Annotated in this window: 14 protein-coding genes; 4 read left to right on the top strand and 10 right to left on the bottom strand. The window is 64.2% G+C overall.

The genetic code is table 11. The annotated features are described in order from the left end of the window. Positions 1 to 48: 48 nt before the first annotated feature. The 3 genes from GEMMAAP_RS13075 to GEMMAAP_RS13065 form a co-directional block, all read right to left on the bottom strand. Positions 49 to 1,536 carry a S8 family peptidase gene (locus GEMMAAP_RS13075; RefSeq protein ID WP_158514853.1) on the bottom strand — a complete coding sequence of 496 codons (1,488 nt, stop codon included), beginning with the start codon at positions 1,534 to 1,536 and terminating at the stop codon, positions 49 to 51. A gap of 251 nt (positions 1,537 to 1,787) precedes the next feature. After that, a complete protein-coding gene (locus GEMMAAP_RS13070; protein WP_082821303.1) occupies positions 1,788 to 3,299 on the bottom strand; it encodes a S8 family peptidase in 1,512 nt (503 codons plus the stop codon). A 223-nt stretch (positions 3,300 to 3,522) separates the two neighbouring features. After that, positions 3,523 to 5,199: a heavy metal translocating P-type ATPase gene (locus GEMMAAP_RS13065; RefSeq protein WP_043580629.1), complete on the bottom strand. Its 1,677-nt coding sequence runs from the start codon at positions 5,197 to 5,199 to the stop codon at positions 3,523 to 3,525. A 333-nt stretch (positions 5,200 to 5,532) separates the two neighbouring features. Here GEMMAAP_RS13065 and GEMMAAP_RS13060 point away from each other — a divergent pair, with 333 nt between their 5' ends. Further along, positions 5,533 to 7,158: a sensor histidine kinase gene (locus GEMMAAP_RS13060; protein ID WP_026849424.1), complete on the top strand. Its 1,626-nt coding sequence runs from the start codon at positions 5,533 to 5,535 to the stop codon at positions 7,156 to 7,158. Positions 7,159 to 7,171: 13 nt separating this feature from the next. On the opposite strand, the gene GEMMAAP_RS13055 is transcribed toward GEMMAAP_RS13060, so the two are convergent. The 5 genes from GEMMAAP_RS13055 to GEMMAAP_RS13035 form a co-directional block, all read right to left on the bottom strand. Continuing rightward, entirely contained in the window at positions 7,172 to 8,086 is a 915-nt protein-coding gene (locus GEMMAAP_RS13055) for a LysR family transcriptional regulator (RefSeq protein WP_026849425.1), read from the bottom strand. Between the two features lie 12 nt (positions 8,087 to 8,098). Continuing rightward, complete coding sequence (locus GEMMAAP_RS13050; protein WP_026849426.1) at positions 8,099 to 8,410, bottom strand: P-II family nitrogen regulator; 312 nt, start codon at positions 8,408 to 8,410, stop codon at positions 8,099 to 8,101. Positions 8,411 to 8,430: 20 nt separating this feature from the next. After that, positions 8,431 to 9,423 carry a sodium-dependent bicarbonate transport family permease gene (locus tag GEMMAAP_RS13045; protein ID WP_026849427.1) on the bottom strand — a complete coding sequence of 331 codons (993 nt, stop codon included), beginning with the start codon at positions 9,421 to 9,423 and terminating at the stop codon, positions 8,431 to 8,433. A 152-nt stretch (positions 9,424 to 9,575) separates the two neighbouring features. Further along, the gene (locus GEMMAAP_RS13040; RefSeq protein WP_026849428.1) at positions 9,576 to 9,869 is read right to left on the bottom strand and encodes a hypothetical protein; all 294 of its coding nucleotides are present in this window, start codon (positions 9,867 to 9,869) and stop codon (positions 9,576 to 9,578) included. 102 nt (positions 9,870 to 9,971) lie between these two features. Beyond that, positions 9,972 to 11,267, bottom strand: a complete 1,296-nt coding sequence (locus GEMMAAP_RS13035; RefSeq protein WP_026849429.1) for a DNA polymerase Y family protein — start codon at positions 11,265 to 11,267, stop codon at positions 9,972 to 9,974. Between the two features lie 35 nt (positions 11,268 to 11,302). On the opposite strand from GEMMAAP_RS13035, the gene ybaK reads away from it, so the two are divergent. Next, positions 11,303 to 11,773 (top strand): Cys-tRNA(Pro) deacylase, encoded by a 471-nt coding sequence (gene ybaK / locus GEMMAAP_RS13030; protein WP_026849430.1) that lies wholly within the window; start codon positions 11,303 to 11,305, stop codon positions 11,771 to 11,773. A gap of 17 nt (positions 11,774 to 11,790) precedes the next feature. Here the strand turns inward: ybaK and GEMMAAP_RS13025 are convergent, their stop codons facing one another. Then, a complete protein-coding gene (locus GEMMAAP_RS13025; protein WP_053334039.1) occupies positions 11,791 to 12,927 on the bottom strand; it encodes an alanine racemase in 1,137 nt (378 codons plus the stop codon). Positions 12,928 to 12,951: 24 nt separating this feature from the next. Here GEMMAAP_RS13025 and GEMMAAP_RS13020 point away from each other — a divergent pair, with 24 nt between their 5' ends. Next, complete coding sequence (locus GEMMAAP_RS13020; RefSeq protein ID WP_075071513.1) at positions 12,952 to 13,377, top strand: RidA family protein; 426 nt, start codon at positions 12,952 to 12,954, stop codon at positions 13,375 to 13,377. Continuing rightward, on the top strand, positions 13,374 to 13,658 hold the full coding sequence (locus GEMMAAP_RS13015) for a hypothetical protein (protein ID WP_026849432.1): 285 nt from the start codon (positions 13,374 to 13,376) through the stop codon (positions 13,656 to 13,658). Before GEMMAAP_RS13020 ends, GEMMAAP_RS13015 begins: the two co-directional genes overlap by 4 nt. A 44-nt stretch (positions 13,659 to 13,702) precedes the next feature. Here the strand turns inward: GEMMAAP_RS13015 and GEMMAAP_RS13010 are convergent, their stop codons facing one another. Beyond that, on the bottom strand, positions 13,703 to 14,374 hold the full coding sequence (locus GEMMAAP_RS13010; RefSeq protein WP_026849433.1) for a response regulator transcription factor: 672 nt from the start codon (positions 14,372 to 14,374) through the stop codon (positions 13,703 to 13,705). Positions 14,375 to 14,496 lie beyond the last annotated feature (122 nt).

Below are 14,496 nucleotides of genomic sequence, written 5' to 3'. Positions count from 1 at the left end.
GCCCCGGTGCATCGTGCACCGGGGCGGTTTTGTCTTTCGTGGCCAGCTTTAGAACGACACGGTGACCGTTGGCGAACACACCGTGCCACCCACGTTGCACACCTTGTAGCCATAGCTCCCGCGAGCCAGCCTGCTGTCGTTCTGGCTGCCGTCGTTGGCGGTCACCAGGTACTTCGCCCCGTTCCGCCAGATCTCGGCGCTGCTCCCCGTGACACTTCCCCACGACAAGCGCGCCGTGTTGCTGTTCTTGCTCACCTGCTTGCTCACCGACAGGGTGGGCGTGGCCACCGGGGTCGGGGTCGGCGTGGTGGTGGTGGTGGTGGTAGTGGTAGTGGTCGTGGACGTTGTCGAGGTGGTGTCGGCCGGTACCGTCGTCGCGGCAAAGAGGTTCGACAACAACACATTCGGCGATCCGGTCCCGGCCCCCGTGACCACGTTGGCCGTGGCGCCATTCACCATGGAGCTGCGTACCTGGGACGGCGTGTAAGCGGGGTAGGTGCTCAGAATGAGCGCCGCCACGCCGGCCACATGCGGCGACGCCATGGAGGTACCGCTCATGGCGGCGTAGTTGGCGCTGCCGGTGTAGTACGCCGAGTAGATGTTGCCCCCCGGCGCAAAGAGGTCCACGCACTTGCCCCAGTTACTCCAGCTGGCCTTCGCATCGGTGCTCTCGGTACCGCCCACCGTGAGCGCATTGGGCGTGGCCGCCGGCGACTGCGTACAGGCATCCACGTTCTTGTTGCCAGCCGACACCGCATAGACCACCCCGGCCTGAATGGAGCGCGTCACGGCATCGTTCACCGAGCTGCTCACGCCACCGCCAATGCTCATGTTGGCGACCATGGGGATGCTCTTGTTGTTGTTCTTCTGGCTAGTCACCCAGTCAATGCCGGCAATGATGCCGCTCCACGATCCGTAGGCGGTGCAATCGAGCACGCGCACCGGCACCACCTGCGCCCCGGGGGCCACGCCCACCGTGGCGCCCGCTGCCGTGCCGGCGACGTGCGTCCCGTGGCCGTGGCAATCGCTGGTGTTGTTGTCGCCAAACGCCGAGAAGCCGGGCAACAACCGCCCGCTGAATTCCTGGTGCGTGGGCAGAATGCCCGTGTCGAGAATGTAGACGCGCACGCCGCTGCCGTTGGCAGTAAAGCTGTAGCTCTTGTCGAGCGGCAGCACCCGCTGGTCCAACCGGTCCTGCCCCCACGAGCGCGCGGCCATGGTACCCATGCCCTTCGCCTGCCCATCCATTTCAATACGCTTGATCCCCTTGGCGCGCTTGAGATTCTCCAGCGCCTTGGGAGACATGCGCGCCGAGAACCCCTTCAGCGCATGGGTGTACGTGTGCTTCGAATTGCCGCCCAGTTGATTCATGAGGGCGCGCGCGCGACCCGTGGGGTCGCCTTCGCTGTCTTCAAAGGTCACAATCACATCCACCGCACCATTGTCTGACGCCGCGGCCGCCGACGGCAGGCCAATCACTTCGGCTTCGGGAGCCGTAATGGGTGAGCGGTCGTCCGCACATGCGACGAGCGACATGGCAGCCAGCGTGGCCAAAGCGACTGAACGAAGGGAAGAGCGCATCGGGTACCCGTCATGAAGGGCGAGGTGCAGCCGCTGGATGCGGCCTGCATTCGCCTTCAAGACGGGCATGGGTCACCAATCGCCACGACCGTTTTGCCGTGTGGACAGAACGTTGCCAAAGCTGTAACACATCATGAAGCGCACGCCATTCTCACCGGAGAATGACGTGCGCTGTGTCACACTTTGGCCGTCGTGGTGACGTTCGGTTAGAAGGTGACCGTCACAGCTGGGGAACAGACCGTGCCACCCACGTTGCACACTTTGTAGCTGTAGCTCCCGCGCGCCAGTTTGCTGTCGTTCTGGCTGCCGTCATTGGCCGTTACCAGATACTTCGCCCCGTTCCGCCAAATCTCGGCGCTGCTCCCCGTCACACTTCCCCACGACAACCGCGCCGTATTGCTGTTCTTCGTCACCTGACGGCTCACCGACAAAGTGGGCGTAGCCAGAGGCGCGGGAGTCACTGTGGTGGTGGTGTCCTTTGGCGTTGTGGTCACCGTATCCGTTGGCACGGTGCTCACCCCAAAGAGCGACGACAGCAACACATTGGGCGACCCGGTCCCGGCCCCCGTGACCACGTTGGCCGTGGCGCCATTCACCATCGAGCTGCGCACCTGCAACGGCGTATACGCGGGATAAGTGCTCAGAATGAGCGCCGCCACGCCGGCCACATGCGGCGAGGCCATGGAGGTGCCACTCATGGCGGCATAGTTGGCGCTGCCGGTGTAGTACGCCGAGTAGATGTTGCCCCCCGGCGCAAAGAGGTCCACGCACTTGCCCCAATTGCTCCAGCTGGCTTTGGCATCGGTGCTCTCGGTACCGCCCACCGTGAGCGCATTGGGGGTGGCCGCCGGCGACTGCGTGCAGGCATCCACGTTCTTGTTGCCAGCCGACACCGCATAGACCACCCCGGCCAGAATGGAGCGCGTCACGGCATCGTTCACCGAGCTGCTCACGCCACCGCCAATGCTCATGTTGGCGACCATGGGGATGCTCTTGTTGTTGTTCTTCTGGCTGGTCACCCAGTCAATGCCGGCAATGATGCCGCTCCACGATCCGTAGGCGGTGCAATCGAGCACGCGCACCGGCACCACCTGCGCCCCGGGGGCCACGCCCACCGTGGCGCCCGCTGCCGTGCCGGCGACGTGCGTCCCGTGGCCGTGGCAATCGCTGGTGTTGTTGTCCCCAAACGCCGAGAAGCCGGGCAACAACCGCCCGCTGAATTCCTGGTGCGTGGGCAGAATGCCCGTGTCGAGAATGTAGACGCGCACGCCGGTGCCGTTGGCGGTAAAGCTGTAGCTCTTGTCGAGCGGCAGCACCCGCTGGTCCAACCGGTCCTGCCCCCACGAGCGCGCAACGACGGTGGTCATGCCCTTCGCTTGCGCATCCAGTTCAATGTGCTTGATCCCTTTGGCGCGCTTGATGTTCTCCAACGCCTGCGGCGACATACGCGCAGCAAACCCCTTGAGTGCATGACTGTAGGTAAAGCGGGGCGTGCCGCCCACTTGATTCATCAACGCGCGCGCGCGGCCAACGGGATCGCCTTCGCTGTCGTCAAAGGTGACAATGACATCGACCGCCGAGTTGCTCGAGGCGGCTGCGATGGCCTGTGAGGCCAGCTCCACGTCCGGTGCGGTCACGGCGGGAGGACTATCCGTACACGCGGTCAGTGAACCCATGACCAGCGATACAACAACAGCAGGACGGAAGAACGAACGCATAGTAGCAACCCATCTGCAAAAGCCGTGATGCGTTCCGCTGCTTCGCAGTCCGCATTCACTTGCTTGACGGGGTTTCGTGACAGCACGCAACACAGCCAGAGGGCATTTCTGGTGACGTGTGCCACCAGTGTAATGATTCTGATTGGAATATCATGCGGGCGCGACGAATCGCGTGTCCCGTGTCACACCATGCGCACCCGCATCATGCACTCGCGCGCGTCAGTCAGGCGCGCGCGGCCCGCAACGCATTCAGGATCACGGCAACATCGATGGCTTCCTGAATGATGGCGCCGGCTACTGGCGTGAGCTGCCCGGCGGCGGCAAAGGCCATCCCAACCAAGGAAAGTCCCAACCCAACACCAATCGATTGCCGCGCAATGCGCAGCGACCGACGGCCAATGCGCACGGCTTCGGGAATGCGCGATGGATCGTCAACCAGCAGCACCACATCGGCTGCTTCCGCAACAACACCGCCGCCGTGCCCCGCCAGCGCCACTCCCACGGTTGCGGTGGATAATGACGGCGCATCGTTGGTGCCGTCACCCACCATCATTACCGTGCGGCCGGCCTTTTCCAGCGCGGTCACACGCGTCACCTTGTCCTGCGCCTTCAAGTCGCCAGCGTACTGCGTGATGCCCACGGCTTCGGCAATGGTGCGTACATTGTCGGCCTTGTCACCGGAGAGCAGATGCAGATCGGCAATGCCCAGGGCACGGAGTTCCGCAAACATGGGCGCCAACTCCGGACGTAACTGATCGGCAAACTCAATGCGGGCCACCGCGCCACCGTCCGTCCCGACATACGCACGTAATCCTGTGCCGTCATGCTCCATGCGCGACAGCACACCGGCGGTCACTGGTGACAACTCCAGCAGCGCCTCCCGCACATAGTCGGGCGCCCCGACAAAAACAGTCTCGCCCTGCACGCGGCCCCGGATACCACGCCCCGCCGATTCCTGCAGCTCCGTCGCGTTCATGAGTGGCGCGCCACGCTCCTCCGCCTCCGCGACAATGACGCGGGCCAGCAAATGTCCTGATCCTTGTTCCACGGCGGCTGCTTTTCCCAGCAGGTCAAGCACAGCCCCGTTGTGTTCCACCACAATGTGCGCAATGCGCGGTTTGCCAACGGTCAGCGTTCCGGTTTTATCGAACACGGCCGTATCTACCTTGGCGAGCCCTTCCAATGCACCACCATGACGGACAATGATGCCACGCTTGGCAGCGCGATTGATGCCCCCAATGATGGCCACCGGTGCGGCCAGAATGAGCGGACAGGGTGTAGCGACCACCAAAACGGCCAACACGCGCGACCAGTCGTGTGAGACCAGCCACGCCACACCACATGCCACCAGCGTGAGCGGCGTAAACCACACGGCCCACACATCAGCCGTGCGCTGCAGCGGACTCTTGGATGCCTGCGCCGACCGCACAAGATCCACAATCTTCGCGTATTGGCTCTCCTGCGACCGCCGTTCGGCGCGCAGCGTAATCGCGCCGTCCTGATTGATGCTGCCGGAAAACAACCGCGCGCCGGCGGCAACACGAACCGGAACGGGCTCGCCGGTCAGTCGTGACGTATCCACATGGGAGGTCCCATCAATGACCACACCATCGGCCGGCACCAGTTCGCCGGGCCGAATGAGCAACGCATCACCCGGAACGATCATGGCGGCCGCAATGTCCGTCACTCGGCCCTCGACCACGCGATGCGCCGTGGTTGGTGCGTCCGCCTCCAGCGCCTCGACCGCATTGGAGGCCCGCGCTACGGCATACGCGTCGAGTGCCTCCCCACCTGTTTGCATGAGCACGACCACCAGCCCCGCCAATGGTTGCTCCAGCAACAGCGCACCAACGATCGCGAGCATGGCCACGACATCCGCTGCGAACTGGCCGCGCAACATCCCGCGAAATGTTCGCCACGCCACCGGCAGTCCAGTGACAATCAAGCCCAGCAGCCAGATGCGCCCACGCCACGGATCAGCCGGGACAAACAGTGGCGCGATCGCTCCTGTTAACAGAAAGGCTAGCGTTGCGAACGGAAGGGGGGATATTGGAACAGGTATTCCGGATAAACGCATGTGAGTTGTTGCGGTGTCATCAGTCATCGCGAACGGCAGCGGGCAGGGAGTCTCGCCCGTGCAGCGTCATGCAGATACGTACCCATACGACACGCGTCGCCCGTGCGCCATGGGGTTCTCACCGGCCGGCTCATTCTCCGATTAGTTTTGTCAGCTATGGCGAATACGCACTCACACGCAGCCCTGGCAGCCATCGTCGATATTGCGGCTGATGCAATTATCGCTCTCGATGACAACTTCCGCATTGTACGCTTCAATCGGGGCGCGGAGCAGATTTTTCAGTGGACGGAGCCCGAGATGATCGGGCAACCACTCGATCGGCTGCTCCCCATGGCCTCGCGCGCCGTGCATCGTGGGCACATGCGCACCTTCGCCGAAGGGGAGCTGGACGCGCGGGTGATGGCGAGCCGCCGCCCAATTGCAGGGCTGCGCAAGAACGGTGAGACCTTTCCGGCCGAGGCGTCCATTGCGCGCGTCACCATGGAAGGCGAGCGCACGTTCATGGTGACCCTTCGCGATGTGAGCGAGCGGGTCAAGAGTGAAGAGCGACAGAAGCTCCTCGCGACGGCTGGGTGGGTGCTGGCCGCGTCGCTCGACGTGGAGAGCACGATGGCTACGATTGCCGAGTTGCCGGTACCGCTGCTCGGGGAGTGGAGTTTGTTGGAACTGCTTACGCCCGATGGCGCGATGCGTCGCGCGGCAGCAACCCACGTGGACCCGCATCGGCACGAAGACACTGCCGCACTGCTGTCAAAGATTGCCGAGCCGCTGGATCTGGAGCCGACCGCTGCCAGCAGCGCGCGAGTGGCCCACGAGGCCGAAGCCCAGCGCATTACCGATATCAAGGCGTGGCTCGGCGCCAACTTCCCCGACGCCTCCTCGCGGTCGCGCGCAGAGTCGCTGGGGGCCAGTGCGGTACTCCTCGTGCCGTTGCGGGCGGGTGGACGCGCCATTGGTGCATTGCATCTCGTCCGCACACGTCCCGGAGTAGCCCACTCGCTTGAAGAACAGCATGTGGCCGATCAGTTCGCTGGTCTGGCCGCGCTGGCGCTGGAGAACGCGCGACTGTACCAGCAGTCGCGCAGCGCGGTGCGTGAGCGCGACGAAATGCTGGCCATCGTCTCACACGACCTGAGAAATCCGGTCAACGCCATCGTGATGCTGACGGGGGCCGTACTCAAGCGTGAGCCGCCGTATGCCGGTGCGCCGGAAGACGCGGCCCCCATGGCCCGCGACGAAGTGGAAGCCGTGCGCGCCGCCGCCCGTCAGGCCGACGGACTCATTCAGGACTTGCAGGACGTCTCGCGCATTTCGGCCGGCCGGTTACGCGTGGAACGCCGACGCGTGCCGGCCGGTGACATCCTGAAGGAATGCGCCGACATGTTTGAGCCGGTGATGGAGGATGCCGCGCTGCGCTTTGTCCGTCAGGTGGAGAGTGATCTGCCCGTGATTCTGGCCGATCGGCACCGCTTGCAGCAGGTGTTGTCCAATCTGCTCGGCAATGCGGTGCGCTTCACGCCGCACGGGGGAGAAGTGGTGCTGACGGCCACGCGGTTGGAGGATATGCTGCGGATCAGTGTGCGCGACAGCGGCCCCGGCGTGGCGCCCGATGACGTGCCACGCCTTTTTGAGCGCTATTGGCAGGCCCCTCGGCTGCTGCGCGCTGGCTCAGGGTTGGGGCTGTATATCGCCAAGGGCATCGTGGAGGCGCACGAAGGGGAAATTGGCGTGGAGTCGGAAGTGGGGAAGGGAGCGGAGTTCTGGTTTACCGTCCCCTTCTGAGGCATCTCCGCCTCTAGCCAAACAACCGGGCCTGTGCGGCCTCCTTGAGAGCGACCACGGCAGGGTGCGCCAGCTTTCGTTCTGCCGAGATTGCGTAGAACTGCTCTTTCACTTCCGGCAGGCGACCCACGACACGAACGTGGTACGCCCGCCGGATTTGTGCTTCCACCACGCTTGGCGCGGCAAAGAGACCCATCCCCTCCTGCCCGAAGACTTGCAGGAGCGCGACGTCCTCGGCCTCACACACAATGCTGGGGCGCACATTGTTGGCCACACACCAGGTGTCCAGCGAACGGCGCATGGCGGTGTTTGACGTCGGCATGATGAACGGCGCGCCGTCCAGCGACTGCGGGAAGCGGCGTCGGTACTTGGCGCTCAAAGCTTCGGTGGCAAACACGGTCACGCCACATTCACCAAGCAGGTGATTGTACAGCGTCATGGGAATGGACGATGAGGCGGGGGTGTCGGCGAGCACAACATCAAGGGCATGTACTGCGAGATCGGCCACCAATCGTTCGGTTTTATCAATGCGACAGGTGAGGTGTAGTCCCGGCACCGCATCAAGGGCAGGGCGAAGCAGACGCCACGTGGTAAGCTTCGGCAGTGAATCCGAGATGCCCACGATCAGTCGCGCCGGTAGTCTCACGTCGCCACGCGTCAATGCCTCCGTGAGTTCGCGCCCGGTGCGAAACATCTCATCGGCATAATGAAAGACCAGGTGGCCCGTGTCGGTGAGCACCAGATGACGCCCACGACGTTCGAACAGCGCCGCCCCCATGGAGCGCTCCAGCAGCTTCAACTGCGTACTGATGGTAGGCTGCGTGAGATGCAATACCACTGTGGCCTTGGCAATGCTTCCCTCGCGCGCCACCACCCAGAAGTACAACAGGTGCTGGTAATTCAGCGTGTTGAGCGATAGCTGCGTCATCTGTGGTCCGGTTCAGGGAGCGCGACGGTACTTTTCGCCACGGACAACCTGCACATCCGAGAGATAGGCGATGACTTCGTAATCCGCGAAGTACTGTTTGGAGATGTATTCAACGATGCGATCGGCCACCTCGGGCGGGACGATCGTTTCGATGCGGACGTTGATCCCGGGAATTTCCGCCGCGTGCAGGGCCCGCGATCCCTGGCCGCGCCCCTCCACCACCGTGAAGCCGGTCGCGCCCAGGCGACGCAGCTCGGTGGTGATGCGCGGCTCGAGCACCGGCTCGGCAATGATCGTAACCAGCTTGAACGAATGCGTGAGCATAATGGTGAAATCGTGGAGGGCTACGTCGCGATCGCCTGAGCGATGCTGTAGTAGATCGGAATGCCGGCGAGGATGTTGAATGGAAAGGTGATGGCGAGTGCAGCCGTCAGCGAGTACGTCGGATTGGCTTCCGGGAGCGTGAGGCGCACCGCGGGGGGCGCGGCGATGTAACTCGCGCTGGCGGCCATGGTCCCCAGGACGGCGGCACCACCCGGAGAAAGGCCCGCCCATGCGCCGAGGATGACACCGATGGCGCCGTGCAGCAGTGGCATGACAATCCCGAAGGCGAGGAGGAACGGGCCCACCTTCTTCAGGTCACCCAGTCGATCACCGGCCACGATCCCCATCTCCAACAGGAAGAGCATGAGCGCGCCCTTGAAGCCACTCTCGAAGAATGGCGAAACCGCGTTCCAGCCGGATTCACCCATGAAATAGCCAACCACGAGCCCACCGACCAGCAGGACCATGGTGCGCCCCGTCAGGACCTCGTGAAGGACCTCACGCACGGAGCCGTGGGCGTTCTTGTCACCGCCCAGGGCCAGCAGTTGTTTGTTGCGCTGGATGGCGCCAATGGCGAGCGCAATGTGAATACCCGGACTTTCGAGCAGGGTGAGCAACGTGGGCATGAACCCTTCGGCGGGTGCGCCAACGCGTTGCATGAACTGTTGCGCAGCAATGAAGGTCACTGCGCTGACCGATCCGTAGTGCGCCGCCATACCGGCGGCGTCCGATGTGCCGAAGCGTCCCACGTAGCGCATGACCGCATAGGTGCTGAGCGGCGTAATGCAGCCGAGGAGGAGCGTTACGCCAGCGGGCGCAACGATGCTGTCGAAGGACGCGTGGGCGAGTTCCACCCCGCCCTTCAGGCCAAGCGCAAACAGGAGGTAAATGGAAAGGGCACTATACACGTCCTTCGGCAGCGAGAACTCACTGCGCATGAGGCGGGTCACGATCCCGAGCGCGAACGCGAGCGGGATCGGCGAAAGCAGGTTGGCCTTGAGCGTCTCAATCATGACCGCAACATCGACAATCTCAATGCTATAAACAAATTGAATGTAATGAGCGAAAACATTGAGCAAACAAATGAAAGCGCCGGATACAAAAAAACCGCGATCGTCTGATCGCGGCTCCTCTGTGCGTGACGCCTGCGCGTCAGCGGGCGGGCTTAGTGCTTCTCGGCCGCAGGCGCGGCGGCACCACCGGCTGCCGGAGCGGCTTCCTTGTGCTCCGCGTCGGCGGCGCCGTGATCACCAGCGGCAGCCGGGCCGTGCTCCTCGGCACCCGACTGCTTGGCTTCATCGCGCTCGAAGTAGACCTGCTGGGCCATCGGATCGCGCGGGTGGCGATACGTGTTGTTGTGGATCGTGTACGCGCCAAAGCCCAACGCTGCCGTCATGGCAACGGTCACGATGGCCGCGCCCCAGCCCAACTTGTTCGGATCGTACTGCTGAGCACTCATGAAGACACCCTGAGCAGAAAGAAATATCGGTCGGCGATACGGCCGGCTCGCGGCGAAAGAAACGCGTTTGCCGCACCGCGGGGGAACCTAGTGGGACCGGGCTTATTCTTCCACCCTTGGCCCGGTATCGTCTCCGGGTGCCACCAGCCGAGCAGGAAGAATTGACCCAGAGCCATAACGGTTCCGGATGCGATCCAGTGCCCGAGTCAGGGCCCGGTCGCGCGGGGACTCGTCCGGGTCCGCGTCCCCCGGTGCCGATTCCGGGGCCGGGGGCGGCGGGGCGAAGAGTCCAAGCTGGGCGGCGGGCAGGGGGGCTGCTTCCGGTTCATCGTCAAAGTGCGACAGGGCAATGCCCAAAAGGCGCACGGGGACCCGGCGCTTCCCCCGGAGCTGCCGCAGCAGCGGCCTGGCGGCTTTCAGCACCGACTTCTCCGACTCGATGTAGCCTGAGAGGGTTCGCTGGGCCGACCGGGTGCGGAAATCCGTGTCTTTGATTTTGACGGTCACGGTGCGGGCGCGCAGCGCCTGCAGACGGAGATCGGCGCTGACCCGGACGGCCAACCGGAGCAGTTCGCGCTCAATCACCCCGTCGTCATTGAGATCATGGGCAAATGTATCCTCACGACTCACCTGCTTTTGGCGCTCACGAGGGGTGACCAGACTGTCGTCCACCCCCTGTACGCGCCGCGCGAGCCAGGGGCCGGCGCGATCGCCCAGGCGGCTTACGAGCGCGGCTTCGCTCCATGCCTGCGCCTCCCGGACATGCACGAGCCCCATGCGCTCCAGCTTTTCGGAAAGCTTGGGGCCCACCATGGGCAAGTCGGCCAGGCGAAAGGTGGAGAGGAACGCGGCTTCCCCTCCCGCCGCCACACAGTGCACCCCGTCAGCCGTCGTACCGGGTTTGGGTTTGGCGACTTCCACCGCCATCTTTGCCACCAGTCGCGAGGTACCGCCGCCTATCGACACCCGCAGGCCGGTCGCCTCGAACACCGCATCCCGAATGCGGTGAGCCGTGGCCCGCAGCGGTTCGTGCCCGTACAGCGCCTCGGTGCCCCCAAGATCGCAGTACCACTCGTCGATGCTCGAGGCTTGCACCACCGGGGCGAAGCGGGCCAGGACGGCCTGAATTTCCCGGCTGCGTGCGCTGCAGGCCCCACGGGGCACCGGCACGCACATCGCGTCGGGACACAGCTTGAGTGCCCGGGAAATCGGCATGGCGGAGCGGACGCCAAAGGTGCGGCATTCGTACGAGGCGCTGCACACCACCCCGCGTGAGCCCGGTCGTCCGCCAACAATGAGCAACCGGGCCTTGCCCGCCCCTTCAGGGTCTTCCTGCCGAGCGACCGCCACAAAGAATGCGTCGGCATCCACGAGCAGAATTCGGCGCGGCGGAGTCATGGCGGAAAACTAAGTCCCCGTGGCATAGTGTTGCCGTGACCCCCGCCATTCTGCTCGTCAAAAAAGCCGGCGTCCCGCACGACGTCCTCAGCTATGTGCACGACCCCAAGGCGGCCTCCTACGGGCTCGAGGCGGCCGACGCCCTCGAACTTGATCCGTCCAGCGTGTTCAAAACGCTCGTCGTTGACGTGGACGGGGTGGGGCTCGCCTGCGCCGTGGTACCGGTGAGCGGGATGCTCAATCTCAAGGCCATGGCCGATGCCCTGGGGGGGCGACGCACGACCATGGCTGACCAGCAGGCCGCCGAACGGGCCACCGGATACATCGTGGGCGGCATCAGTCCCCTGGCACAAAAGCGTCCCCTGCCGGTGGTGCTCGACGAGACCGCCATTCTGTACGAGCGCATTCACGTCAGCGCCGGACGTCGCGGGCTGGAGCTCGCGTTGCACGCCGACGATCTGCTGATGCTCACCCGCGGCATTCTCGCCCCCATTGCACGCGACTGACGCGCGCCGTGCGCTGACTACACGGCGCGCGGCCGATTGGGAGCCGTTTCAAGTTCGAGATTCGAGGCGCGTCCACGCGCGGCCACGGGCCAGCGAGTTTCCACCGCATGTCCACGCACGCCGAAGATCTCGTCGAAGAGATGCACCACGATGCACACGTGGTTGGGGATCACCCGAACCTGATCTCCCAGGCGCGGACGCCACGACGTCTGTGACAGATCGAGAATGCCATGCTCTTCCGACAGGCGTGACACCACCACCTCCGGATGATCAAGCAATGCACCGTAGCCGTCACCCTCAGCTCGCAACGGCTCGCGACCCAGGGCTTTGGTGCCCGCGTCAATCACCGCCTGTCCCTTCACCGAAATGCTGACCACCGTGGCCAGCACAGTGAGTGCGCAGTCTTCCCAGTCGCACGCTCCAATCTGGGCCGTGGTGCGATCATTGTAGACATACGTGCCGGGGCGGACCTCATTGACGCCCGGTACCTCGTGCATGCGCCAGGCGGCTGGCGTGGAGCCACCGCTCACGATGCGCGGAGGCAAGCCGGCATCCGTGAGCGCCTCCGTGTACACGGCGATATCGCGCCCCAACTGCACCAAGGCGGCATCCTGATCCTTGACGTGACTGCGAATGTGCCCGGGGTAGAACTGCAACCCGGCAAATCGCAGCGACGACGAGCGTTCCACATGGCGGGCAATCGCTACGGCCTTCTCGGGCGACGTTACGCCCACCCGGTGCATACCGAGGTCCGCTTCGACCATGACATCAATGGTGCGACGCCCCAGTTTGGCGGCCACCGCCAGCGCATCGAGCGCGTGCACATCATCCGCCGCCACCGTGACTTGCACCTCCGCCGGCAACCGCGCCAGCCGCTCAAGCCGCGCCGCTCCGACGGGCGGGTAGGCCACAAACAGATCGTCGCACACCTCCGCCATGACCTCGGCTTCCCGGAGTGTGGCACAGGTAAGGCCGACCGCTCCCAGCCGCAACTGCTCGGCCGCGATGCGCGGGGATTTGTGGGTTTTGACGTGAGGCCGAAGTCGCAGGCCGTGCAGGGTGGCGTATGCCGCCATACGGTCCAGATTGTGGGCAAGCCGATCGAGATCCACGACCGGAACCGGCGTCTCGAGCTGTTCGAGATACGTTGCCACCGCCCCACCTCCGCCTGCCAGAGAATGTCACACCACGAATCACACGAATCGGCGACCCGCCACTGGACGCCCGTCCCATTGCCGGAGCTCCCAGCGCCTGCGGGAGCCTACTCTCCCGGCGTGCGCACCGCAAATAATTCGTCACTGCTGTTTGTTTCCGGTCAGACGCCACGCAATCCGGCCACCGGTCAGATTGAAGGGACGACCGTCGAAGAACAGACCCGGGTGACACTCGCGAACCTCGAACGCATTCTGCGCGCCGGTGGCGCCTCGCTTACCGACGTCGTGAGTGTCACGGTCTACCTGGCCGACGAAAACGATTGGGGGACGTTCGATCAGGTGTACCGCACCGTGTTCAGTGCACCATTCCCGACGCGTGCCGTGGTCGGGGCGCAGCTGCGTGGCATCCGCGTCGAGATCTCCGCCATAGCGGCCATTCCTTCGGCATGATTGTTGTCTACTCCACCAATCGTGTGTGGCGCACCGCCGTTGCGGCGGCGCTGCGCGTGCACGACGTGGACGTGCGCATGGCCAGTCGGCAGGCTGAACTGGCCAAGTGCCTCGCGCATTCACCTGCCGCCGTTGTGATTGCCGGGGCAGAGGCTGGGCGCTACCGCGAGGCCATGCAGACGTTGGCGGCGCTTCCCTCGCACAGCACAGGCACGCACGTCGTGCATGCCACGACGCCCGACGACACGATGGAGGACATCGTGCGCCGGGCGCTGTCGTGACCGGAATTATAGCGCCGTGTCGTGGGGGACACGGCGCGGGTTGGTCAGGGGACCTCGAGCGCGTAGCCTTCGCCGCGCACCGTACGAATGTCCACGGCGCTCCCCGATTCACGCAGACGCTTGCGCAACTGGGCCACGTGCACGTCCACGACGTTCGAGCCCGGATCAAACTGCAAGTGCCACACGTGCTCCAGCAGAATGGGGCGGGTGACGGTTTCACCGGCCCGCATGGCCAGGAACTCCAGCAGCGCATACTGACGCGCCGTGAGGTTCACGGGCTTGCCCTGGCACTGCACTTCGTGGTTCACGCGGTGCAGGGTGAGATCCCCAACCTGCACTTTCTCCATGGACCGTGCACCACCACGACGAATGGCCGCGCGCACACGGGCCGCGAGCACTTCGTTGGCAAACGGCTTCTGGAGATAATCGTCGGCGCCGGCATCCAGGGCGCGCACCACATCCGCCGTGGTGTCGTGGGCTGTGGCGACCACAATGGGGGTGGTGGTGCCTTCGCGACGCAAGTTCTGCAGTACCGACAACCCGTTGCGATCGGGCAGTTCGAGATCAAGGACGATGGCGTCGTAGGGCGTCGCGAGGGCGAGCTTCTGGCCATCTTCCGCGGCCGGCGCTACGTCCACCGCGTACCCATCGTCCATCAATACCTGGCGCATCAGATCGGCAACCAGCCGATCATCTTCGATGACGAGGATCCGCATACGAGAAACAGGGGGAGGGGAGGTACGGGACCGGTCGATACGCCGAGGCACACAACAACGCTCGATTAGGTCCAACGGCTAATTGCCAAAGCCATAGTAACGCGAAAAAACCGAAGCGTTAG

The organism is Gemmatimonas phototrophica (genome assembly GCF_000695095.2).
GTDB lineage: Bacteria > Gemmatimonadota > Gemmatimonadetes > Gemmatimonadales > Gemmatimonadaceae > Gemmatimonas > Gemmatimonas phototrophica.
Note: the sequence above shows the minus strand (reverse complement) of the source record. Positions and strands in the feature narration are given on the sequence as shown.

Coding starts and splice junctions, on each gene's coding strand:
- GEMMAAP_RS13035 (WP_026849429.1), bottom strand. CDS start 11,267: ATGACTCCGCCGCGCCGAATTCTGCTCGTGGATGCCGACGCATTCTTT.
- GEMMAAP_RS13040 (WP_026849428.1), bottom strand. CDS start 9,869: ATGAGTGCTCAGCAGTACGATCCGAACAAGTTGGGCTGGGGCGCGGCC.
- GEMMAAP_RS13045 (WP_026849427.1), bottom strand. CDS start 9,423: ATGATTGAGACGCTCAAGGCCAACCTGCTTTCGCCGATCCCGCTCGCG.
- GEMMAAP_RS13015 (WP_026849432.1), top strand. CDS start 13,374: ATGATTGTTGTCTACTCCACCAATCGTGTGTGGCGCACCGCCGTTGCG.
- GEMMAAP_RS13060 (WP_026849424.1), top strand. CDS start 5,533: ATGGCGAATACGCACTCACACGCAGCCCTGGCAGCCATCGTCGATATT.
- GEMMAAP_RS13050 (WP_026849426.1), bottom strand. CDS start 8,410: ATGCTCACGCATTCGTTCAAGCTGGTTACGATCATTGCCGAGCCGGTG.
- GEMMAAP_RS13065 (WP_043580629.1), bottom strand. CDS start 5,199: ATGTTGCGCGGCCAGTTCGCAGCGGATGTCGTGGCCATGCTCGCGATC.
- GEMMAAP_RS13020 (WP_075071513.1), top strand. CDS start 12,952: ATGTCACACCACGAATCACACGAATCGGCGACCCGCCACTGGACGCCC.
- GEMMAAP_RS13055 (WP_026849425.1), bottom strand. CDS start 8,086: ATGACGCAGCTATCGCTCAACACGCTGAATTACCAGCACCTGTTGTAC.
- GEMMAAP_RS13070 (WP_082821303.1), bottom strand. CDS start 3,299: ATGCGTTCGTTCTTCCGTCCTGCTGTTGTTGTATCGCTGGTCATGGGT.
- GEMMAAP_RS13075 (WP_158514853.1), bottom strand. CDS start 1,536: ATGTCGCTCGTCGCATGTGCGGACGACCGCTCACCCATTACGGCTCCC.
- GEMMAAP_RS13010 (WP_026849433.1), bottom strand. CDS start 14,374: ATGCGGATCCTCGTCATCGAAGATGATCGGCTGGTTGCCGATCTGATG.